The sequence below is a fragment of the Pseudomonas sp. 05N431 genome, from assembly GCF_056397005.1.
On record NZ_JBFTMN010000005.1, the window covers coordinates 134137 to 156927 of the forward strand.

The 22791-nt window shown below is 59.1% G+C and carries 20 protein-coding genes; 12 read left to right on the plus strand and 8 right to left on the minus strand.

Features of this window, described 5'->3' with window-relative positions; translation table 11 throughout:
* Positions 1-7 precede the first annotated feature (7 nt).
* The 3 genes from dgcA to AC1DIG_RS11390 all read right to left on the minus strand — a co-directional run bounded on the left by dgcA (position 8) and on the right by AC1DIG_RS11390 (position 3894).
* Positions 8-2068, minus strand: coding sequence for a dimethylglycine demethylation protein DgcA (gene dgcA, locus AC1DIG_RS11380; protein ID WP_347928196.1), 2061 nt, complete (start codon positions 2066-2068; stop codon positions 8-10).
* 152 nt (positions 2069-2220) lie between these two features.
* Positions 2221-2754, minus strand: coding sequence for a DUF5943 domain-containing protein (locus AC1DIG_RS11385; RefSeq protein ID WP_477767391.1), 534 nt, complete (start codon positions 2752-2754; stop codon positions 2221-2223).
* A 162-nt stretch (positions 2755-2916) separates the two neighbouring features.
* Complete coding sequence (locus AC1DIG_RS11390) at positions 2917-3894, minus strand: dipeptidase (protein ID WP_007907542.1); 978 nt, start codon at positions 3892-3894, stop codon at positions 2917-2919.
* A 236-nt stretch (positions 3895-4130) separates the two neighbouring features.
* Here AC1DIG_RS11390 and AC1DIG_RS11395 point away from each other — a divergent pair, with 236 nt between their 5' ends.
* Both AC1DIG_RS11395 and AC1DIG_RS11400 read left to right on the plus strand, forming a co-directional pair.
* A complete protein-coding gene (locus tag AC1DIG_RS11395; RefSeq protein WP_019694004.1) occupies positions 4131-4532 on the plus strand; it encodes a lysozyme inhibitor LprI family protein in 402 nt (133 codons plus the stop codon).
* Positions 4533-4577: 45 nt separating this feature from the next.
* A complete protein-coding gene (locus AC1DIG_RS11400) occupies positions 4578-4994 on the plus strand; it encodes a DUF3010 family protein (protein ID WP_477767392.1) in 417 nt (138 codons plus the stop codon).
* A gap of 2 nt (positions 4995-4996) precedes the next feature.
* Here AC1DIG_RS11400 and AC1DIG_RS11405 read toward each other — a convergent pair whose 3' ends face one another.
* Complete coding sequence (locus AC1DIG_RS11405; protein WP_477767393.1) at positions 4997-6178, minus strand: ATP-binding protein; 1182 nt, start codon at positions 6176-6178, stop codon at positions 4997-4999.
* A gap of 68 nt (positions 6179-6246) precedes the next feature.
* The gene (locus AC1DIG_RS11410; RefSeq protein ID WP_103322148.1) at positions 6247-7206 is read right to left on the minus strand and encodes a GlxA family transcriptional regulator; all 960 of its coding nucleotides are present in this window, start codon (positions 7204-7206) and stop codon (positions 6247-6249) included.
* A 194-nt stretch (positions 7207-7400) separates the two neighbouring features.
* Here AC1DIG_RS11410 and choX point away from each other — a divergent pair, with 194 nt between their 5' ends.
* The 6 genes from choX (at position 7401) to AC1DIG_RS11440 (ending at position 12911) form a co-directional block, all read left to right on the plus strand.
* Positions 7401-8345, plus strand: a complete 945-nt coding sequence (gene choX / locus AC1DIG_RS11415; protein ID WP_123581264.1) for a choline ABC transporter substrate-binding protein — start codon at positions 7401-7403, stop codon at positions 8343-8345.
* An 86-nt stretch (positions 8346-8431) separates the two neighbouring features.
* Positions 8432-9319, plus strand: coding sequence for a 3-dehydrocarnitine:acetyl-CoA trimethylamine transferase CdhC (gene cdhC / locus AC1DIG_RS11420; protein WP_019694008.1), 888 nt, complete (start codon positions 8432-8434; stop codon positions 9317-9319).
* Between the two features lie 141 nt (positions 9320-9460).
* Complete coding sequence (locus AC1DIG_RS11425; protein ID WP_103320268.1) at positions 9461-10426, plus strand: L-carnitine dehydrogenase; 966 nt, start codon at positions 9461-9463, stop codon at positions 10424-10426.
* Positions 10427-10590: 164 nt separating this feature from the next.
* Positions 10591-11067, plus strand: coding sequence for a thioesterase family protein (locus AC1DIG_RS11430; protein WP_477767394.1), 477 nt, complete (start codon positions 10591-10593; stop codon positions 11065-11067).
* A gap of 21 nt (positions 11068-11088) precedes the next feature.
* Entirely contained in the window at positions 11089-12252 is a 1164-nt protein-coding gene (locus AC1DIG_RS11435; protein WP_477767395.1) for a gamma-butyrobetaine dioxygenase, read from the plus strand.
* A gap of 395 nt (positions 12253-12647) precedes the next feature.
* Positions 12648-12911, plus strand: a complete 264-nt coding sequence (locus tag AC1DIG_RS11440; RefSeq protein WP_477767396.1) for a hypothetical protein — start codon at positions 12648-12650, stop codon at positions 12909-12911.
* A gap of 97 nt (positions 12912-13008) precedes the next feature.
* On the opposite strand, the gene gbdR is transcribed toward AC1DIG_RS11440, so the two are convergent.
* Positions 13009-14112 carry a choline metabolism transcriptional regulator GbdR gene (gene gbdR / locus AC1DIG_RS11445; protein ID WP_477767397.1) on the minus strand — a complete coding sequence of 368 codons (1104 nt, stop codon included), beginning with the start codon at positions 14110-14112 and terminating at the stop codon, positions 13009-13011.
* A gap of 523 nt (positions 14113-14635) precedes the next feature.
* Entirely contained in the window at positions 14636-16012 is a 1377-nt protein-coding gene (locus tag AC1DIG_RS11450) for an L-serine ammonia-lyase (protein WP_427534635.1), read from the minus strand.
* A gap of 433 nt (positions 16013-16445) precedes the next feature.
* On the opposite strand from AC1DIG_RS11450, the gene AC1DIG_RS11455 reads away from it, so the two are divergent.
* The 3 genes from AC1DIG_RS11455 (at position 16446) to choV (ending at position 19483) form a co-directional block, all read left to right on the plus strand.
* Entirely contained in the window at positions 16446-17396 is a 951-nt protein-coding gene (locus AC1DIG_RS11455) for a choline ABC transporter substrate-binding protein (protein WP_477767398.1), read from the plus strand.
* Between the two features lie 66 nt (positions 17397-17462).
* On the plus strand, positions 17463-18308 hold the full coding sequence (choW, locus tag AC1DIG_RS11460; protein ID WP_427534632.1) for a choline ABC transporter permease subunit: 846 nt from the start codon (positions 17463-17465) through the stop codon (positions 18306-18308).
* Positions 18305-19483 (plus strand): choline ABC transporter ATP-binding protein, encoded by a 1179-nt coding sequence (choV, locus tag AC1DIG_RS11465; protein ID WP_477767399.1) that lies wholly within the window; start codon positions 18305-18307, stop codon positions 19481-19483. The genes choW and choV overlap by 4 nt, the downstream gene beginning before the upstream one ends.
* Before the next feature lie 217 nt (positions 19484-19700).
* Here choV and AC1DIG_RS11470 read toward each other — a convergent pair whose 3' ends face one another.
* Positions 19701-21641 carry a BCCT family transporter gene (locus tag AC1DIG_RS11470; protein WP_259740050.1) on the minus strand — a complete coding sequence of 647 codons (1941 nt, stop codon included), beginning with the start codon at positions 21639-21641 and terminating at the stop codon, positions 19701-19703.
* Between the two features lie 482 nt (positions 21642-22123).
* Between AC1DIG_RS11470 and betI the strand changes: the two genes are divergently transcribed.
* On the plus strand, positions 22124-22717 hold the full coding sequence (betI, locus tag AC1DIG_RS11475) for a transcriptional regulator BetI (RefSeq protein ID WP_477767400.1): 594 nt from the start codon (positions 22124-22126) through the stop codon (positions 22715-22717).
* The last annotated feature ends 74 nt before the right edge of the window (positions 22718-22791 follow it).

The window sequence follows — 22791 nt, forward strand, 5'->3', positions numbered from 1 at the left end:
CAAGCTCTTAGAAATCCTTGCAAAGCCGCAGTGCGTCGTAGATCGCCGCGTGCGTGTTGCGCTGGGCCACGCAGTCGCCGATGCGGAACAGCAAGTAGCCGTCACCCGCCTGGCTCAGCGAAGGCTGAGGCTTGATCGCGAACAGGGCTTCGATATCCATCTGGCCTTTGTTGCGCGAGCCTTCCTTCAGTGCGTAGTAGATTTCTTCGTCCGGCCGCACGCCGTTCTCGACCACGACCTGGTCAACCACCCGCTCCTCTTTGGCGCCGGTGTATTCGTTCTCCAGCACCGCCACCAGCTTGTCGCCTTCGCGGTAGACCTTATCGAGCATCATGTCGCCGGTCATGATCACTTCTTTCGGGTACATGCTGCGGTAGTACGTCGGGAACGACGTACCGCCGATGGCCACACCCGGCTTGATGTCGTCGGTAACGATCTCGACCTGGCTGCCCTTGTCCGCGAGGTAGTCGGCAACCGACATCCCGGTGAACTCGCAAATGGTGTCGTAGACCAGCACGTTCTTGCCCGGTGCAACCTTGCCGTCGAGCACGTCCCAACTGCTGACTACCAGGCCTTCAGCCGCGCCCCAGTGTTCGTTCTGCTCAAGGAACGGATGACCGCCGACGGCGAGCACCACGATGTCCGGACGCAGGTCGAGAATGGTCGCCGCGTCAGCGGCTACGCCCAGGCGCAGGTCGACTTTCAAACGCGCCAGTTCCAGCTGGAACCAACGGGTGATACCGGCAATCTGGTCCCGTTGCGGGGCTTTCGAGGCGGTAGTGATCTGTCCGCCGATAAATTCTTTCTTCTCGAACAGGGTCACGTCGTGGCCACGTTCGGCGGCTACACGTGCCGCTTCCATCCCCGCAGGGCCGGCACCGACCACCACGACTTTACGTTTCACACCGGTCGATTTCTCGATGATGTGCGGTACGCCCATGTATTCACGGGAGGTCGCGGCGTTCTGGATGCACAGCACGTCCAGGCCCTGGTACTGACGGTCGATGCAGTAGTTGGCACCCACGCATTGTTTGATCTGGTCGATCTGGCCCATCTTGATCTTGGCGATCAGGTGCGGGTCGGCGATGTGCGCACGGGTCATGCCGACCATGTCGACGTAACCGCCTTCCAGAATACGTGTCGCCTGGTTCGGGTCCTTGATGTTCTGCGCGTGCAGAACCGGGGCCTTGACCACTTCCTTGATACCGGCCGCCAAGTGCAGGAACGGCTCCGGTGGATAACTCATGTTGGGGATAACGTTGGCCAGGGTGTTGTGGGTATCGCACCCCGAGCCCACGACGCCGATGAAGTCGATCATGCCGGTGTCGTCGTAGTACTTGGCGATCTGCTTCATGTCCTCATGGCTCAGGCCATCAGGGTGGAATTCGTCACCGCAGATACGGATGCCGACGCAGAAGTCCGGACCGACTTCCTTGCGCACAGCCTTGATCACTTCCAGGCCGAAACGCATGCGGTTTTCGAAGCTGCCGCCCCATTCGTCGGTACGTTTGTTGACGCGCGGGCTCCAGAACTGGTCGATCATGTGCTGGTGCACCGCCGACAGTTCAACGCCGTCCAGGCCACCGGCCTTGGCACGCGCAGCAGCACTGGCGTAGTTGCCGATCACCCGCCAGATTTCTTCCGGCTCGATGGTTTTGCAGGTCGCGCGGTGCACCGGTTCACGGATGCCCGACGGCGACAGCAGGGTCGGCCAATGCTCGCCGTCCCAACGCGAACGACGGCCCATGTGGGTAATCTGAATCATGATCTTGGCGCCATGCTTGTGCATGGCATCGGCCAGATTCTGGAAGTGCGGAATAATCCGGTCGTCGGCCAGGTTGACCGATTTCCACCAGCCTTGCGGGCTGTCGATGGCCACGCTGGAAGAACCGCCGCAAATCGCCAGGCCGATCCCGCCCTTGGCTTTCTCTTCGTAGTACTTCACGTACCGATCGGTGGTCATGCCGCCATCGGTGGCGTAAACCTCGGCGTGCGCGGTGCTGAGCACGCGGTTGCGGATGGTCAGTTTGCCGATTTGAATCGGCTGGAACATAGCCTCGAAAGCCATGGCAGTCTCCTCAAGTCGTTAAAAAACTACTGCGTTCGGCCATGCTGCGTTGAAGTCAGCCTCGAAATGCTCATTGACTAAAGTCAACTCCGCTTTCTCGCCTGACTTCGCCTTGCCTGGCCTTCACTCGCTACGTTTTTTCAACGACTTGCTTATTGTTGAGGTTTGACGGTGAACAAGCCGTCGTCGTGGCCTTCTTCGGAGCCACCGTAAACCTGTTCGGCGACGGTGCGAATCTTGCTGCCGCGCGCTTGCAGGATCTGGTCCATGGCACCGGCAAACCAGCCAGTGAACATGTAGTCGACCTTGCGTCCGACCTTGCCGTAGACGTAGACGAACGCCGAGTGCTCGAGCTTGACGCTGGCAGTGCCTTTGTCGAGGTCGATGTCCTGGATCTTGAACAGGCCCCAGCCACGTTGCGACAGGCGCTTCATGTAGTGCTCGAACACCGCAACGCCTTCCAGGCCATGACATTCAGCTTCTTTTTCACACCAGTGCCAGGCGGACTTGTAGCCAGCCTTGTAGAGGATCTCGGCATAGGCTTCAGCGCCCAGCACTTCCTCGATGCCCATGTGGTTGTTGACGAAGAAGTGACGCGGCACATACAGCATCGGCAGGGCATCAGAGGTCCAGACACCGGTCTCGCTGTCGACTTCGATTGGCAGTTGTGGGGCGATCTTGGCCATGCGTAAAACTCCAGAATTCGTTGTATTGAGGCGATATGTAGCAGCTGCCGAGGCACGAGGCTGCGTTGGGCTGCGAAGCGGCCCCCCGAGGGCGGTCCTGCGGACCGCAACGCAGCCTCGTGCCTCGGCAGCTGCTACAGGGATAGTTAGTTGGAAATGGTGTTATTCACCCCAAACGTCTTTCAGGACGTTCACCCAGTTTTCGCCCATGATCTTGCGCACTACGCGCTCGGAATGGCCGCGCTTGAGCAGCGTTTCGGTCAGGTTCGGGAACTCGCCCACGGTGCGGATGCCCAGCGGGTTGATGATCTTGCCGAAGCTGGTCAGACGGCGGGCGTAGCCCTTGTCATGGGTCAGGTATTCGAAGAAGTCCTGGCCATGGCCCTGGGTGAAGTCGGTGCCGATGCCGATGGCGTCTTCGCCGACGATGTTCATGGTGTATTCGATGGCTTCGGCGTAATCGTCGATGGTCGAATCGATGCCCTTGGCCAGGAACGGCGCGAACATGGTCACGCCGACGAAACCGCCGTGATCGGCGATGAACTTCAGTTCTTCATCGGATTTGTTGCGCGGGTGCACTTTCAGACCCGACGGCAGGCAATGGGAGTAGCACACCGGCTTCTTGGATTCGAGGATGACTTCTTCGGAAGTCTTCGAGCCGACGTGGGACAGGTCGCACATGACGCCGACGCGGTTCATCTCGGCAACGATTTCACGACCGAAACCCGACAGGCCGCCATCGCGCTCGTAGCAACCGGTACCGACCAGGTTCTGGGTGTTGTAGCACATCTGCACAATACCGACGCCCAGCTGCTTGAAGACCTCGACATAGCCGATCTGGTCTTCGAAGGCGTGAGCGTTCTGGAAGCCAAACAGGATGCCGGTCTTGCCCTGCTCCTTGGCTTTGCGGATGTCGGCGGTGGTGCGCACCGGAATCACCAGGTCGCTGTTCTCACGGATCAGCTTCTGGCTGGCGGCGATGTTATTGACGGTTGCCTGAAAGCCCTCCCACACCGAAACGGTGCAGTTGGCCGCGGTCAAGCCGCCTTTGCGCATGTCTTCAAACAGCTCGCGATTCCACTTGGCAATAATCAGCCCGTCGATAACGATGCTGTCGGCGTGCAATTCGGCTGGGCTCATCAGGCAGTCCCCTATTAGCGATTCATGCGCCGAATCGTCTGCCGGCGCTTTGGGGTCAGCATATGCTTGAGGGACGGGGCAGCCGGGTGCAAAAACGACAGGGGAATTGCCGAAAGCGTCAATACGCGACAAAGGGTCTCACCGCAGGCCCTTTGCCCTCCTGTTCTTTCCCGAATAGTTGGGCCAGAATTCGCCGCATCACTGGATGCATCACTGGAACAAGGGGCGGCAACGCAATGAAATCGATCTTCCTGGCTTTGGCACTGATAGCGACCGGCGTACAGGCGGCAGAAGAAGCCGACAAAAATCCATGCGATGCGGTCGAAAACGACGTCCAGACCCTGGAATGCTCGACCTATAGCAAAAACACCGCCGAACAACTGCTCAAGGACAATTTCCAGGGCTTACTGGATCGGATGAAAACCCAATATGCGAACAACAAGGCGCAGTTGGCAGACATCACCGGCAAACTCCAGACCGCCGAGCAGCTCTGGATGAAATCGCGGGATGCCGATTGCGCGATTGCAGCGTTCCCCGCAGCGGTGGGCAGCAAGACCTACACCATGGACCTGAACGATTGCCTGGCGAGCAAGAGCGACGAACGGTCGGAGTTTCTGGAATCGATCGGCCAGCAGTAAGCGCGGTTCTACAGCCCTGCTACATCATCATCTCAAGGCGTGTTCATGAAATTCTGCGGCATCGAAATCAAAGGCAGCGAGGCGATCTTCGCCGTCGCCTCCCTCGACAATCAGGTGCTGACTCACGTCGCCCTGAACACTAAAAAAATCGCCCTGGACGATGACGACGAGGCCGCCAACGTCAAAGCTTTCGCCGCGCAGGTCGGCACCTTTGTTCGTGACAACGGCATCGAGCGCATCGCAATCAAGAAGCGCAGCAAAAAAGGCGAATTCGCCGGCGGCCCGACCACGTTCAAGATCGAAGGGGTTTTCCAGTTGCTGGACAACTGCGAAGTGACGCTGCTGTCACCGCAGACCATCAATGCGCAGAACAAGAAGTTCGACTTCGCACTGCCGGCGACGCTGAACAAGTATCAGCATGAGGCGTACAAGGCGGCATGCTCGGGGTTGATGAAGAAGTAGGCTTACTGAGCCTTCTGGGCGCGATAGTGCTTGAGCCAGTCGGCAAACGACTTGTCCTCAAGCGCGTAAGCGCCGCGATTCGATTTCCAGACCAGTTCCTTTTCACGCAAGGCATCGATGCACGCCTGGATGGTCTGTGTGCCCGGCACCACCTCACTGCCCATCGCTTCCAGTGCTTTTGCCACCGCAACCAACGTCGCGTCGGTGAAGGGTGCAAAAGGTTCGTTGCTCTGCGAGCGCTCGACCATGACTTCCAGTACTGCACGCTGTGCAACGGTCAGGGCGTTCCAGGCGCTTTCAAACTCAGTCCACACGCCAGCACGCAATAATTCGGCGCTGCTTCGTAGCAATTGGCTCAGATTGCTTGCTTCGCCCAGCTCCAGAGCCACCTCACCAATAATGGTCCGGAGCATTTCAGGACGGCGCCCCACTAATTCGAAAGCCTCGTCGATGTCTTCAGCGACAAACTGGTTGGTCTGCGCCAAATGGGCATTCAAATGAACGGTGTAGGCTTGGGTGAACGCTTTGCTCAATAGAGGGAACGGAGTAATGCTGGAACCGTAGAAAGGCTGGTTTCGGCTCAGTACGAGGTGAGCCAGTTTGTCGCGATTGGAGCCGGTGAACACCAGGCGCAAACCACTGGAGTCCCCTTCACGCCCTTGATTCAGCTGGTCCCGAGCGGCCTTGAGCCCGAACATGGCGTTGACCCCCGCGTCAGTGCTCAACGCATGCTGTGCTTCGTCGATCACCAGCACAACAGTCTTGCCAGCAGCGTTGTGCAGCAGTTCCAGGGCTTGAGTCAGCGTCGCGCCTTCGGGCAATTGTGGCTTGCTGAAATCCCAGGACAGCGTACGCAGAAAACTGAGTTTCTCGACGCCCATCGACTTGGCCAGTTTTCGAATGCCCTTCTCATACGGCACCAATGCCCCTGCAATTGCGGTGGCGATCAGGTCAGCAGGATCTTTTTCCCTGTTAGCCCAAAGATCAACGTAGACCGTCAACCAACCTCGGGATTCACATTCCGGTATCAGGTCTTCGCGCAGGAAGGTGCTTTTCCCTGTACGCCGTGGTGCGGCCAGGAACAGGCCAGAGGTGTAATCCTGGATTCCGCTCCCCATCAAACCATCGGCAATATTTTGAGCCAGGCTGGGGCGACGAAATACAAAACCGGTGTTTTTCGACATGGCTTTATACTCAATTATTGAAACTACTATAATTTATAGTAACGAGTATAAATCACTGTAAATGCCTGTCAAACCACCTCCCGCCCATCTCCCAACCGCCGGCGGTCTTCTCGTGGACATCGGGCAAACCGTGTCCGATAACTGCGGGTGAAATACGACGGCGATTCAAACCCGCAGGCGATGCTCACTTCCAGCACACTCATGTCGGTCTGGCGCAGCAGCTGCCGGGCTTTTTCCAGTCTTAGCCCCAGGTAGAAATTGCTCGGCGTGTCGTTGAGGTGCAAGCGGAACAGGCGCTCAAGCTGACGACGCGTCACCTTGATCGAATCCGCCAGCTCCAGCGTGCTGAGCGGCGGTTCGCTGTGTTGTTCCATCTCGCCAATTACGTGCACCAGTTTCTTGTTGCTGATGCCGTAACGCGTGGCGATTTGCATACGTTGGTGGTCTTTACGCGGACGGATGCGCCCGAGCACGAATTGCTCGCTGACCTGGATCGCCAACTCGGGGCCGTGAGCCTGGGCGATCAAGTCGAGCATCAGGTCGATAGAGGCTGTGCCGCCGGCCGAGGTGATGCGGCGCCGGTCGATTTCGAACAGCTCCTGGGTCACGCTGAGCTGTGGATAAGACTCCTTGAAAGCATCGATGGCTTCCCAGTGCAGGGTTACGCGGTGGCCGTCGAGCAACCCCGCTTCTGCGAGGACAAAACTGCCGGTGTCGATGCCGCCGAGGGTCACGCCGTCGTGATCGAGGCGCCGCAGCCAGTGCTCCAGTGTCGGGTTGACGAACTTCAACGGCTCGAACCCCGCGACCACCAACAAGGTCGCGCCCTTTTTCAGTGGCTCCAGCGCCGCATCGGCGTTGAGCGACATGCCGTTGCTGGCCAATACCGGACCGCCGTCGGCGCTCAGCACATGCCAGCGGTACAACTCGCCACGAAAGCGGTTAGCCACCCGAAGCGGTTCGATCGCCGAGATGAAACCGATCGCCGAGAAACCCGGCATCAACAAAAAGTAGAAATCCTGGGACATGGAGCGCACTCGGATGGCGGGCAGCGTGTGGACGTTGATACGCCACTTGCAAGCGACAGACAAGAGCACAGGTCGCTGCAGTGCAAGAGCTGGTCGCCGCTGTGCGTTTTCTGCAAGGTTCAGCTGCGTAACTTGACATCACCGGCGCACAGAGACGCCGGACCCCACAATAACGACCTGCCGAGGATCCCACCATGAAACGACTGATCAGCAGCTGCGTTCTCGCACTCAGTGGTACCGCTTTCTTGAGTTCCGGCGCGATGGCTGCCGACCCCGCCGCCTGCCAGAACGTGCGCATGGGTGTGGTGAACTGGACCGACGTAATCGCCACCAGCGCCATGACCCAGGTCCTGCTCGATGGCCTCGGCTACAAGACCAAACAAACCAGTGCTTCCCAGCAAATCATCTTCGCCGGCATCCGCGACCAGCGCCTGGATATGTTCCTCGGCTACTGGAACCCGTTGATGACCCAGACCATCACCCCGTTTGTCGCCGGCAAGCAGGTGACCGTCCTGAGTGAACCGAGCCTCAAGGATGCCCGCGCCACCCTGGCCGTACCGACCTACCTCGCTGACAAGGGCCTGAAAACCTTCGCCGACATCGCCAAGTTCGAAAAAGAACTGGGCGGCAAGATCTACGGCATCGAGCCAGGTTCGGGCGCCAACACCCAGATCAAGGAAATGATCGCCAAGAACCAGTTCGGCCTGGGCAAATTCCAGCTGGTTGAATCCAGTGAAGCCGGCATGCTCGCGGCGGTGGATCGCGCCGTACGACGCAACGAAGCCGTGGTGTTCTTTGGCTGGGCGCCGCACCCGATGAACGTCAACGTGAAAATGACCTACCTCACCGGCAGCCAGGACGCCCTTGGCCCGAACGAAGGCTCGGCCACTGTCTGGACCGTGACCGCCCCGAACTATGCCAGCCAATGCCCGAACGTCAGCCGCTTGCTCAGCAACCTGACCTTCACCGCCGAAGACGAGAGCCGGATGATGCAACCGCTGCTCGATCACAAGGACGCTTTCGAATCGGCCAAGCAATGGCTCAAGGATCACCCGCAAGACAAGCAGCGCTGGCTTGAAGGCGTGACCACTTTCGACGGCAAACCGGCTGCCGAGAACCTGCAACTGAGCAGTAAATAAACCCGAATGAATCCCCTCTTCGCAGCCGGTTTCGGCTGCGAGCGGGCCCGCTACGCCCAAAAATCATGTCTGAAGGAAATCGCACCATGAACCACGACGTCATCATCACCTGCGCACTCACCGGTGCTGGCGACACGACCGCCAAAAGCCCACACGTGCCGGTCACCCCGAAACAAATCGCGGCCGCTGCCGTGGAAGCCGCCAAGGCCGGCGCCACCGTGGTCCACTGCCACGTGCGCAACCCTGAAACCGGCAAGTTCAGCCGCGATGTGGCGCTGTACCGTGAAGTGATGGAGCGCATCCGCGAAGCGGACGTCGACATCATCGTCAACCTGACGGCTGGCATGGGCGGCGACCTGGAAATCGGCGCTGGCGAGAACCCGATGGAGTTCGGCCCGAACACCGACCTGGTCGGTCCGTTGACCCGACTGGCTCACGTCGAAGAGCTGCTGCCGGAAATCTGCACACTCGACTGCGGCACCCTGAACTTCGGCGACGGCGACACCATTTACGTCTCCACCCCGGCGCAGTTGCGCGCTGGCGCCAAACGCATTCAAGAGCTGGGCGTGAAGGCCGAGCTGGAAATCTTCGACACCGGTCACCTGTGGTTTGCCAAACAGCTGATCAAGGAAGGCTTGCTCGACGACCCGCTGTTCCAGCTGTGCCTGGGCATCCCATGGGGCGCACCGGCTGACACCACCACCATGAAAGCCATGGTCGACAACCTGCCGGCCAATGCGGTCTGGGCCGGGTTTGGCATCGGTCGCATGCAAATGCCGATGGCGGCTCAAGCGGTGCTGCTGGGCGGCAACGTGCGGGTCGGGCTGGAAGACAACATCTGGCTGGATCGCGGCGTACTGGCGACCAATGGCCAACTGGTCGAACGCGCCAGCGAAATCCTCAGCCGCCTCGGCGCCCGCGTTCTGACCCCAGCCGAAGGCCGGGCGAAGATGGGCCTGACCAAGCGCGGTTAACCCAACTTACACCTCACCTGTGGGAGCGAGCTTGCTCGCGATAGCGTCGGTACATCCAACGCATCGTCCGCGATAGGAATACCGCCATCGCGAGCAAGCTCGCTCCCACATTGGATCACCGAATACTTCTGGGAATTTGCCATGAGCTTTATCACCGAAATCAAAACATTCGCCGCGCTGGGCAGTGGTGTCATCGGCAGCGGCTGGGTATCCCGAGCCCTCGCCCATGGCCTTGATGTGGTGGCCTGGGACCCGGCACCCGGCGCCGAAGCCGCGCTGCGCAAACGTGTCGCCAATGCCTGGGGCGCGCTGGAAAAACAAGGCCTGGCACCCGGTGCATCACAGGATCGCCTGCGCTTTGTGGCGACCATCGAAGAATGCGTACGCGATGCCGACTTCATCCAGGAAAGCGCCCCGGAACGCCTTGAACTGAAACTCGAACTGCACAGCAAAATCAGTGCAGCGGCCAAGCCCAATGCACTGATCGGTTCCAGCACTTCAGGGCTGTTGCCGAGCGAGTTCTACGAGGGCTCGACCCACCCGGAACGTTGCGTGGTCGGCCATCCGTTCAACCCGGTTTACCTGCTGCCCTTGGTGGAAGTGGTCGGCGGCAAGAACACTGCGCCAGAGGCGGTGCAGGCAGCGATGAAAGTCTACGAATCACTGGGCATGCGCCCGCTGCATGTGCGCAAGGAAGTACCGGGCTTTATCGCTGACCGTCTGCTCGAAGCGCTGTGGCGCGAGGCACTGCACCTGGTCAATGACGGCGTGGCGACCACCGGCGAAATCGACGATGCAATCCGGTTTGGCGCCGGGCTGCGCTGGTCGTTCATGGGCACGTTCCTGACCTACACCCTGGCTGGCGGCGATGCCGGTATGCGGCACTTCATGGCGCAATTCGGTCCAGCGCTGCAACTGCCATGGACTTACCTGCCCGCACCGGAACTGACCGACAAACTGATCGACGACGTGGTCGACGGCACCAGCGATCAACTGGGCAAACACAGCATTTCGGCGCTGGAACGCTATCGTGATGACTGCCTGCTGGCGGTGCTGGAGGCGGTGAAAACCACCAAGGCCAAACATGGCATGACCTTCAGCGAATAACCCCAAGCTTGGAGGTCAGCAGGACTGGCCCCATCGCGAGCAAGCTCGCTCCCACAGGGGTCTACCGGGTGGCACAAATAGTAATCACACCCCTGATCAACTGTGGGAGCGAGCTTGCTCGCGATAGCGGCCGTCCAGTCACCATTAATGTCGGAACCTCAATCATGCCAACCCTCACCACCTACACAACCACCATCGCCCCCGACTGGGTCGACTACAACGGCCATCTGCGCGATGCGTTCTACCTGCTGATTTTCAGCTACGCCACCGATGCGCTGATGGATCAACTGGGCATGGACAGCAACAACCGCGAAGCCAGCGGCAACTCGTTGTTCACCCTCGAACTGCACCTCAATTACCTGCACGAAGTGAAGCTCGGCGCCGAGGTCGAGGTGCATACCCAGATCATCGGTCACGACCGTAAACGCCTGCACCTTTATCACAGCCTGCATCTGGTCGGCGACGCGCAGGAACTGGCGGGCAACGAACAAATGCTGTTGCATGTCGACCTGGCGGGTCCGCGTTCGGCACCGTTCAGCGAACCGGTACTGAACAAACTGCTGGCCATGACCGAATTGCAATCGGACCTGCCCACCCCTGCCTACATTGGCCGCGTGATCGCCCTACCGCCTGAAAAATAACAATCAAAACAAGGAGCTCGCATGAACACCGCCGCCGCTGTTGCCGACTTCCGCAGTTACCCGCTAATCAGCGCCTTGACCGCCGTACAAACCCTGGCGGACCAAGTGCAGGTGACCTGGGCCGATGGCCGGGTCAGCCCCTTTCATCATCAATGGTTGCGCGACAACTGTCCGTGCCCGGTTTGCGTGTATGCCGTAACCCGCGAACAGGTGCTGGAAATCGTCGATGTCGCTGAAGATCTGCGCCCTGCCGTGACCCAAGTGGATGCCGAGGGCTGTCTGTCTATCGACTGGCTGGACGGCCATACCAGCCGCTTCGATCCCGGCTGGTTGCGTGCTCACGCCTATGACGATGAATCCCGGGCCAAGCGCAGCGCCGGCAAACCGAAAAGCCAGCTGTGGAACAGCCAACTGAAGCTGCCGGTGTTCGACTATCAGGCGGTAATGGATGATCCCAAGGCCCTGCTGCAATGGCTTCTGGCACTGCGCGATATCGGCCTGACCCAGGTGCGCGGCGTCCCCACCGAACCCGGCTCGCTGACGCACATCGCCAAGCGGATTTCGTTTATCCGCGAGAGCAATTTCGGTGTGCTGTTCAACGTGCAATCCAAGGCCGACGCCGACAGCAACGCTTACACCGCATTCAACCTGCCGCTGCACAGCGACCTGCCGACGCGCGAGTTGCAACCGGGGCTGCAATTTTTGCATTGCCTGGTCAACGACGCGGACGGTGGCGAGAGTATTTTTGTCGACGGTTTTGCCATTGCCGACGCCTTGCGTCAGGAAGACCCCGAGGCCTTCCGGGCGCTGTGCGAAATCCCCGTAGAGTTTCGCAACAAGGACCGCCACAGCGACTACCGCTGTCTGGCACCGATCATCGCCCTCGATACGCTGGGGCACGTGTCGGAAATCCGCATGGCGAATTTCCTGCGGGGGCCGTTCGATGCATCGGTCGAGCAGATGCCCAGGTTGTACCGGGCCTATCGACGGTTTATCGCCATGACCCGCGAAGCGCGTTTTCGGCTTATCACCCGGCTCAATCCTGGTGAAATGTGGTGCTTCGACAACCGCCGAACCCTGCACGCGCGTAACGCTTTCGACCCCGCCAGTGGTGCGCGGCATTTCCAGGGTTGCTACATCGATCGCGATGAATTGTTGTCGCGCATTTTGGTGTTGCAACGCTAGACCGCGTCATCGTTCATCGCGAGCAAGCTCGCTCCCACATTGGTTCTGCGTTGTACGCAAATAATGTGTCCACTGGAGATCAAGTGTGGGAGCGAGCTTGCTCGCGATGGCGGTAGACCGGCCCCCCATAACAACCTGATTCACAGACAAAAAAAACCCCGATCAAGCCGTGACAGGATCGAGGCAGAAGTTACTGTTGAGGAGCTGTTGCGCGAGGGTGACCAAACCTTCGTGAAGCCAGCTGAATCCAGTGTGCCTACTCCCCACTCACGCAAGTTAGTCGAAAACGACCTGTTCATAGGTATAGCGGCCATTGCGACAAATCGTCCTTGCCCCGCCCCATCACCCCTACCAGAATCGAACCACGACACCGTTCCCTGAAGAAGGATTGCGTCATGATGCACGCTGATTTGATTGACCAGGAAGACCTGTTGGGCCAGCTCAAGGCGCTTGGATTTGAAGTTCCGATTGGCGCTACTGCGGAGCAGGCCTGTGAGTGCGCAGTACGCGGTTTGAATGATGTGCGGGCCTCGACCCTGAGAACCATGGTCAAGCAGATGTACACCAGCAGCGCGACGATTCTGCCCGCTGTGCGCCAGGCGATAGACAAGCAACTGCTGCCGGCATTGGCGCAGTACCAGCAAAGCCGCACCGCCTGATAAACCCCATCGCGAGCAAGCTCGCTCCCACACTGGTTCTGTGAACGACACAAAACCAATGTGGGAGCGAGCTTGCTCGCGATGAAGGCGCTGCGGTTTAGAGCCTTACGCTAGCGAAAGTCGATTCGTTACGCGCCTGACTCAGCGCCGACATCGGTCCGGACAACGGTGCCAGCACCAGTGCCTGCGGGATCGGCATCATTGCCACCTGTTGGGTGGTGTTGGAACCGACGCGTTCGTCACGCGGTGGAATGCCGAAGTATTCGCGGTAGCACTTGGAGAAGTGCGGGGTCGACACGAAGCCGCAGACCGAGGCCACTTCGATGATCGACATCGGCGTTTGCTTGAGCAATTGCCGGGCGCGAATCAGCCGCAGCTTGAGGTAGTAACGCGACGGCGAGCAGTGCAGGTATTTCTGGAACAGCCGCTCCAGCTGACGACGTGATACAGCGACGTACACCGCCAGTTCATCGAGGTCGATCGGCTCTTCAAGGTTGGCTTCCATCAGCGCGACAATTTCCTGCAACTTCGGCTGATTGGTGCCGAGCATGTGCTTGAGCGGCACGCGCTGGTGATCCTGTTCGTTGCGGATGCGCTCGTAGACGAACATTTCCGAGATCGCTGCCGACAGTTCGCGACCGTGGTCGCGGCTGATCAGGTGCAACATCATGTCCAGTGGCGCGGTGCCGCCGGAGCTGGTGAACCGGTTACGGTCGAGGGTGAACAGACGCGTGCTCATGGCCACCCGCGGGAAAGCTTCCTGCATCGACGCCAGACATTCCCAGTGCACGCTGCAATCGAAACCGTCCAGCAGACCGGCACACGCCAGGGCCCAGCTACCGGTGCACACCGCACCCAGGCGTTTGGACTGACGGGCCTGGCTTTGCAGCCACGACACGTGTTCACGGGTCACGGTGCGTTGAATGCCGATACCACCACAGACAATCACGGTGTCCAGGGCTGGGGCTTTGTGCATGGAAGCGTCGGGAGTGATTTGCAGACCGTCACTGGCCCAGACCTGGCCGCCGTCAACGGTGAGGGTGCTCCAGCGATACAGCTCGCGACCGGACAATTGGTTGGCCATGCGCAGGGGTTCTACTGCAGAGGCCAGAGAAATCAGCGTGAAATTGTCCAGCAGCAAAAAGCCGATGGATTGAGGCGCACGGTTCTGGGGTTGGGCCCCTGAGTTGAACGACGTCATCGCGGTATCTCCTCACACAAAGCGGGTGATGGCCTCAGGCGGAGGCTCTTGTTATGGCCATCGTTCTCTTGCGTGAGACGGGGCTTTGTTATGACAGAGCAATTGCCATGCCTAAAATTGAATGCGCATTCAATAACTCCTGAAAACGACGTCGCGATGTGTCTATATGTGTCTATAGAGCTCAGTCGACGCGTAAGGGTTATCAGGCTGGCAGATGCCCTACCCCGCGGGGTGTGAGCAAATCGGTAGCACTTTTGGGAAGCGCATCAAAAGTGCCGGGAAAGAGTGTCACCCCAAGCACAGGTGACGAGAGGTCAGAGCCCGGATGACGTCCGACCGTTAGGGGTATTTGTTGCCTGATTGCGACGCGCTAAAAGGTGGCGCGTTTTCGATCCGGTGTTCACTTAGCGCGCAGATTTGACTGGTCTGACGCTATCGCGAGCAAGCTCGCTCCCACATTGGATCTTCAGTGTATCTACGATCCTGTGGGAGCGAGCTTGCTCGCGATGGGGTCTACGCGGTCTCAGCACTCAACCGCGCTGACCGCCAACCCGCCGCGCGATGTCTCTTTGTATTTATCGTGCATGTCGGCGCCGGTATCGCGCATGGTGCGGATCACCCGATCCAGCGAGATGAAGTGCTGACCGTCACCGCGCAAGGCCATTTGCGCAGCATTGATAGCCTTCACCGCGGCAATCGCGTTGCGCTCGATGCACGGCACTTGCACCAGCCCGCCGACCGGGTCACACGTCAGGCCGAGGTTATGCTCCAGACCGATTTCCGCCGCGTTGCAGAGCTGCTCCGGCGTCGCCCCAAGAATCTCCGCCAACCCGGCCGCTGCCATCGCGCAAGCTGAACCGACTTCGCCCTGGCAGCCGACTTCAGCGCCGGAAATCGAGGCGTTCTTTTTACACAGGATCCCGACCGCCGCCGCACCGAGGAAATAGTCGACGACATTAGCGTCCGTCACCGCCTCGCTGAACTTCATGAAGTAGTGCAACACTGCCGGGATGATTCCCGCTGCACCGTTGGTTGGTGCCGTGACCATCCGCCCACCCGCCGCATTTTCTTCGTTGACCGCGAGAGCGAACAGGTTGACCCACTCCATGGCGCTCAAGGTCGAGCCGATCACGTTGGGCTTGTTCAGCTCTTGCAGGCTGCGATGCAATTTAGCGGCACGGCGGCGTACGTTCAGACCGCCCGGCAGGATGCCTTCGTGCTTGAGGCCCTGCTCGACGCAGTCCTGCATGGCGCGCCAGAGTTTCATCAGGCCGCTGCGGATTTCCTCTTCCGAACGCCAGACCTTTTCGTTCGCCATCATCAACTCGGCGACGCGCAAGTTGTGTTTCTTGCACAGGGCAAGCAGCTCCGCCGCGCTGGAAAAATCGTAAGGCAACACGGTGCTGTCCAGATCGACCACGCCGCTAGAAGCCTGCGCCTCATCAACGACAAATCCACCGCCGACTGAATAGTAGGTGTCGCGGTGCAACTCACCGTTTTCGCCTTCAGCCACCAAGGTCATCGCATTGGGATGGAATGGCAGGTTCTCATCGATCAGGCGCATGTCCCGCGCCCAGATGAAGGGCACCGGCAAACGACCGTCGAGCAACAAGGTGTGGGTTTCACGCAGGGTGTCGATGCGAATGCCGATTTGCGACGGATCAATCGCGTCCGGCCATTCGCCCATCAAGCCCATGATCACCGCATTGTCGCTGCCGTGACCGATACCGGTAGCCGACAACGAACCGAACAGCTGGACCTCGATCCGGTGCACCTGCTCCAGCAGCCCCTTCTCGCGCAGCGACTCGACGAATAACGCCGCAGCGCGCATAGGCCCCACAGTGTGCGAGCTAGAGGGGCCAATACCGATTTTGAACAGGTCGAAAACACTGATAGCCATGACTTGCGAGACTCCTCGATGAGCAGATTCCAGGTGTCAAAGCACCCGGTGACGGAGCTGCTACGCTCAAGCTGCGATCCGCCGAGATAACCGCATCATCGGGCTTTTGCGATGTCGTTCGACGTCTCACACCGACGTACCCATGCCCACCAACGCCGCTGGCCGCAGACGGCACGTTTTGGCCGTTTTTTTACAGTTCAGAGGACTAAAAAGCGCTGAAAAAAGCTGTAAACGACCTCACCGACACTGGAAGCGACCATCCCTGTACTGGATACGACGCACCCTGTAGGCGTCAGAATTTCACTGGTCCATGATCAGTCTCGACTCGATTGCACGGCGCTGTGGTAGAGCAGTCTTCATAACGCCGACCAACCGCAACACTCATAAGTGCGGTCAGAACACCGCCCAAAAAAAAACACTCAGGAGTCCACCCATGAAAATAGGTTCCCCGTCGTTGTTGTTGGCCGCGATGCTGAGTCTGCCAGTTCTGGCTCATGCCGCAGAACCGGCGCAGTGCAGCACCGTAAACTTCTCCGATGTCGGTTGGACCGACATCACCGCCACAACCGCGACCACCAGCGTCGTGCTCGACGCGCTGGGCTACAAGACCAAGACCACCATGATTTCCGTTCCGGTGACCTACAAGTCCCTGGCCGACGGCAAGAACATGGACGTCTTCCTCGGCAACTGGATGCCGACCATGGAAAACGACATCAAGGCCTACCGTGATGCCGGCACCGTGGAAACCGTGCGCACCAACCTCAAAGGCGCCAAGTACACCCTGGCGGTGCCGCAAGCGCTTTACGACAAAGGCCTGCATGACTTCGCCGATATAACCAAATTCAAGAAAGAACTCGACGGCAAAATCTATGGCATCGAGCCTGGTAACGATGGCAACCGCCTGATCCAGAGTATGATCGACAAGAACGCCTTCGGCCTCAAAGACGCTGGTTTCAAAGTGGTCGAGTCCAGTGAAGCCGGCATGCTCTCGCAAGTCGATCGCGCTCAGAAGCGCGATACCGCCGTGGTGTTCCTGGGCTGGGCACCGCACCCGATGAACAAGCGCTTCAAGATCCAGTACCTCACCGGTGGCGATGATTATTTCGGCCCGGATTTCGGTGCGGCGACAGTCCTGACCAACACCCGCAAGGGCTACACCCAGGAATGCAGCAACGTTGGCCAGTTGCTGAAAAATCTGGAGTTCACCGTAGACATGGAAAGCTCGCTGATGGGCAACATCCTGGACGACAAGATGAAACCTGAAGCAGCCGCCAAGGCCTGGCTGAAAAAGAACCCACAGGTACTCGATACCTGGCTCGCTGGCGTGACCACCATTGACGGTAAACCTGGCCTGGAAGCCGTGAAAGCCAAGCTTGCAAAGTAATCGTTGACGCCGGGCGAGTTCGCTCGCCCGGGCTGTTTTTTTCCTCGCATGCGGACGTTCACTACCATGCTGATTGATCAGAAAATCCCTTTAGGCCAGTACATCGCTGCCTTCGTTGAATGGTTGACGCAACACGGCGCCAGCACATTCGATGCGATCGCCACGACACTGGAAACGATGATCCACGGCGTGACGTTTGCGCTGACCTGGTTCAACCCGCTGGCACTGATCGGATTGATCGCATTGCTGGCTCACTTCATCCAACGCAAATGGGGCCTGACCGCTTTCGTCATCGCCTCCTTCCTGCTGATCCTCAATCTGGGTTACTGGCAGGAAACCATGGAAACCCTCGCTCAGGTGCTGTTCGCCACCTTTGTCTGCGTGATCATCGGCGTGCCGTTGGGCATCGTCGCCGCGCACAAACCGATGTTCTACACGCTGATGCGTCCGGTGCTCGATCTGATGCAGACCGTACCGACGTTCGTGTACCTCATTCCTACCCTGACCCTGTTCGGTCTGGGTGTGGTCCCGGGTCTGATTTCAACGGTAGTGTTCGCGATTGCCGCGCCTATCCGCCTGACCTACCTGGGTATCCGCGATGTGCCGCAAGAACTGATGGACGCCGGCAAGGCCTTTGGCTGCTCGCGCCGTCAGCTGCTCTCGCGTATTGAACTGCCCCACGCCATGCCAAGCATCGCAGCCGGTATCACCCAGTGCATCATGCTGTCGTTGTCGATGGTGGTGATCGCGGCACTGGTGGGCGCCGACGGCCTGGGCAAACCCGTGGTCAACGCACTGAACACTGCTGATATCGCCCTGGGCTTCGAAGCCGGGTTGGCGATCGTACTGCTGGCGATCATGCTCGACCGTATCTGCAAACAACCCGAAGCTAAAGTAGGGGGTGACGCATGAGCATAATCCGCTTCGATAACGTCGACGTTATCTTCTCCAAAGATCCACGCGAGGCGCTCAAGCTGCTGGATCAGGGCATGACCCGCGACCAGATCCTGAAGAAAACCGGGCAAATCGTTGGCGTTGAAAAAGCCAGCCTGGACATCGAGAAAGGCGAAATCTGCGTGCTGATGGGCCTTTCCGGCTCCGGCAAGTCCAGCCTGTTGCGCTGCATCAACGGTTTGAACACGGTCAGCCGTGGCAAGTTGTTCGTCGAGCATGAAGGCCGCCAGATCGACATCGCGTCCTGCACCCCCGCAGAGCTGAAAATGATGCGCACCAAGCGCATCGCCATGGTGTTCCAGAAGTTCGCCCTGATGCCTTGGCTGACGGTGCGCGAGAACATCAGCTTCGGCCTTGAAATGCAGGGCCGTCCAGAGAAGGAACGTCGCCAGCTGGTCGACGACAAGCTCGAACTGGTGGGCCTGGCCCAATGGCGCAACAAGAAGCCCGACGAACTCTCCGGCGGTATGCAGCAACGTGTGGGCCTGGCCCGTGCGCTGGCGATGGACGCCGACATCCTGCTGATGGACGAACCCTTCTCGGCACTTGACCCGCTGATTCGCCAGGGCCTGCAAGACGAACTGCTGGAACTGCAACGCAAGCTGCACAAGACCATCGTCTTCGTGAGTCACGACCTCGATGAAGCACTGAAACTCGGCAGCCGTATCGCAATCATGAAAGACGGCCGGATCATCCAGTACAGCAAGCCGGAAGAAATCGTCCTCAACCCGGCCGATGACTACGTGCGGACCTTCGTCGCGCACACCAACCCGCTGAACGTACTGTGCGGTCGCAGCCTGATGCGCACGCTGGACAACTGCAAACGCATCAACGGTTCGGTATGCCTGGATCCGGGCGGCGACTCGTGGCTGGACCTGGCCGAAGGCAACACCATCAAAGGTGCACGCCAGAACGGTTCAAGCCTGGACCTGCAGAACTGGGTACCGGGGCAAGCAGTGGAAGGCCTGGGCCGTCGCCCAACGCTGGTGGATTCGAACATCGGCATGCGCGACGCGCTGCAGATTCGTTATCAGACCGGCAACAAGCTGGTGCTGCACGACAACAATCGAGTGGTGGGGATTCTCGGCGACAGCGAGCTGTACCACGCGCTGCTCGGCAAGAACCTGGGGTAAGACAGCAGACACAAAAACGCCGCGAGAGGATCGCGGCGTTTTTGTTTATCGGGATAGCGGGTAAAGGGGCTTCGACGCTGATGCCCCCTTCGCGAGCAAGCCCGCTCCCACAGGTGACCGAGTTCTATCAGAAACATGCGGTCGAATGTGGGAGCGGGCTTGCTCGCGAAGAACACGACGCGGTGCTTCAGAGAGAAACACCGCGACCTATCAAGTCTTAGCTATAGACACGGCCCAGGAGCTGCCGATGGCTTTCAAACTGATCGAGCACATCACGGGTGATCTGATCCTGAGTGAAGCCCATCAAGTCGTACTCCTGGCTGCCGTTGTGCAGGTATACCTCGGCGCGGTAGTAACGCGTGCGCGCTTCATCCGGGTTCGGCGACTCGCTCGGCGCAGCCAGATAGCCGTCCAGGCTCACTTCGTAGACAAACGGGTTGCCCTCTTCCATCTCGATCCGCACGCCCATGCAACGCTTGGCTTTACCCAGCAGCGTTTGAACATCCAGACCCTGAGTGCGCAGTTGCGCCGCCGCATCTTCCAACGCCGGGCTGACATGCTTGTCCATGAAGCGCTGAACGATCGACTGGCTCGGCTGCAGGTCCAGCTGGGTCAAACGCTCGCTGAAACCACGACGACCACGCGCCGCCAGTTCGGCTTGTTCCTGCTCGATCTGCACGTCCTGGCGCATGGCCTTGTGCAAGCCGAACATGAAGAACACCAGCACCACCGAGAACGGCAGACCGGCCAACACGACCATGGTTTGCATGGCTTCGAAGTTACCGGCGAACAGCAGGCCGATGGTCACCAGCGTGATCACTACCGACCAGAAGATCCGCAGCCAGTGCGGGGCATCTTCGTCGACGTTGCCGCCCTTGCAGGACAGGTTCGCCATCATCACCGCGCCAGAGTCGGCCGGGGTCAGGAACAACACGAAACCGACAAAAATCGACACGCCGATCACGATCTTCGACGCCGGGTAGTGCTCAAGCAGTTGATAGATCGCCATGGACGGCTGTTCCAGCGCCGTCTTCCCGAGTTCCACCGCCCCGTGGTTCATCACCAGATCCAGCGCCGAGTTACCGAAGATCGACAACCAGGCCAAGGTGAAGCCCAGCGGAATCAGCAGTACGCCGGCCACCAGTTCACGCACGGTACGACCGCGAGAAATACGCGCGATGAACATGCCTACGAATGGCGCCCAGGAAATCCACCAGGCCCAGTAGAACAGGGTCCACAGGCCCAACCAGCGCTCGGATTTGGCGTTGTCGGCTTCGTACACATACAGGTCGAAAGTTTTCAGCACCACGCCATTCAGGTAGTCGCCGATGTTCTGCACGAAGCCGTTGAGCAGGTGCAGGGTCGGGCCGAACAGCAGGACGAAAATCAGCAGGCCGCTGAACAGCACGATGTTCAGGTTGGACAGACGGCGGATGCCGTTTTCCACGCCCGACACGGCAGCGATGGTCGCCACGGTGCTCATCACGATGATCACGATCAGCAGGTTGGTGTTGCTGTGCTCCATGCCGAACAGGTTCTCAAGACCCGACGACACTTGCAGCGAACCAATCCCCAGGTTGGTCACCAGACCCAGCAGGGTTACGAACATGCCAAAGCCGTCCACCGCATGACCGGCCGCGCCTTTGACCCAGCGCTCGCCCACCAGCGGATACAGCGCCGAACGCAACGCCAGCGGCTGGTTATGACGGTATGCAAAGTACGCCACGGCCAAGCCGACCAAGGCGTAGATCGCCCAGCCATGCAGGCCCCAATGCAGGAACGTCAGTTGCACCGCCTGACGCGCTGCCAGGTTGCTGCCCGCCACGCCTTCCGGCGGATTGAAGTAGTGATCCAACGGTTCGGATGCACCGAAGTACAGCAGCGAGATGCCGATACCGGACGAGAACAGCATCCCGGCCCAGGCGCCATAGCTGAAGTCCGGGGTGTCGTCCTTGCTGCCCAGTTTGAGCTTGCCGTAGGACGAGAACGCCAGACCGACAACGAATACCAGATAGGCGGCGATCACCACCATGTAGTACCAGCCGAAGCTGCGCGACAACCAGGCCTGAGCAATCCCCAGCATTCTCCCGGCTTCTTGCGGCGCGGCGATGAGGATGGCGGTCAGCAGCAGGATCAATGCGGTCGAGGTGTAGAACACCCAACCGTTGACCGTCACCTTATCGGGTGGGGTCTTTATAAGAGAGGCAGAACTCATTGCACAGATGCTCCAGGCAGTGCGAGAGAAAGACACAAGGCAAAGCAGTACCCGACCAATCGATTAGTTGGCAGCCGACCAGCGGGTGATATAAAGACACCCCGAAAAAAGCCCGAAACCGCAGTAGCAGTGTTGAAAACCGACCTCAAAGATCGCGTGCGCGTACATGACACCGCACATGACCCTGAGCGTCTTGCCCATTCAACACGTCCATTGAAATCGGTTCGCAGCATGCCCCGTGTGGGTTTCGAGCATTTTCAGATGTCGTTTTTCCGCCAACCACACGTAGGAAAAACCCGTAGGCAGCGACGATTTGTCGCAGATCTTATTCTTTGTTGATTGAACGTTCAATCAAAACAAAATAGACTGGCTCTCAATCCGGTAGCCGTTTTTCGTCCACCGGGAGGCCTAAGGAGATGTGCAAGATGCCCAAGGTCGGTATGCAACCCATCCGCCGCCAGCAGTTGATCGAAGCCACATTGCAGGCCGTCGATCAGGTCGGGATGGGGGACGCCAGCATTGCGCTGATCGCCCGTTTGGCCGGTGTCTCGAATGGCATCATCAGTCACTATTTTCAGGACAAGAATGGCCTGATCGCCGCCACGATGCGGTATCTGATGAGCGTCCTCAGCGAGAACGTCACCGCGCGCCGCCTGGCGCTGGGAGATAGCAGCCCGCGGGCTCATCTTCAGGTGATTATCGAAGGCAACTTCGACGCCAGCCAGGTCAATGGCCCGGCAATGAAAACCTGGTTGGCCTTCTGGGCAACCAGCATGCACCAACCGTCTTTACACAGGTTGCAGCGGATCAACGATCACCGCCTGTATTCCAACCTGTGCTGCGAGTTCCGCCGGGTGCTGCCGCTTGATCAGGCACGCAGCGCAGCACGCGGACTGGCGGCCCTGATTGATGGTTTGTGGTTGCGCGGCGCGCTGTCGGGGGATGCTTTCGACACCGAGCAGGCGCAACGAATCGCTTACGAATATATGGATATCCAACTGGCTAAGCAGGAGCGCTAGAGCACACATAACCGCTCAGTCCCTGAACGGCTACTGATCAGCGTCGCCCAGGCTTTACGGCACGCCCAGTGGTT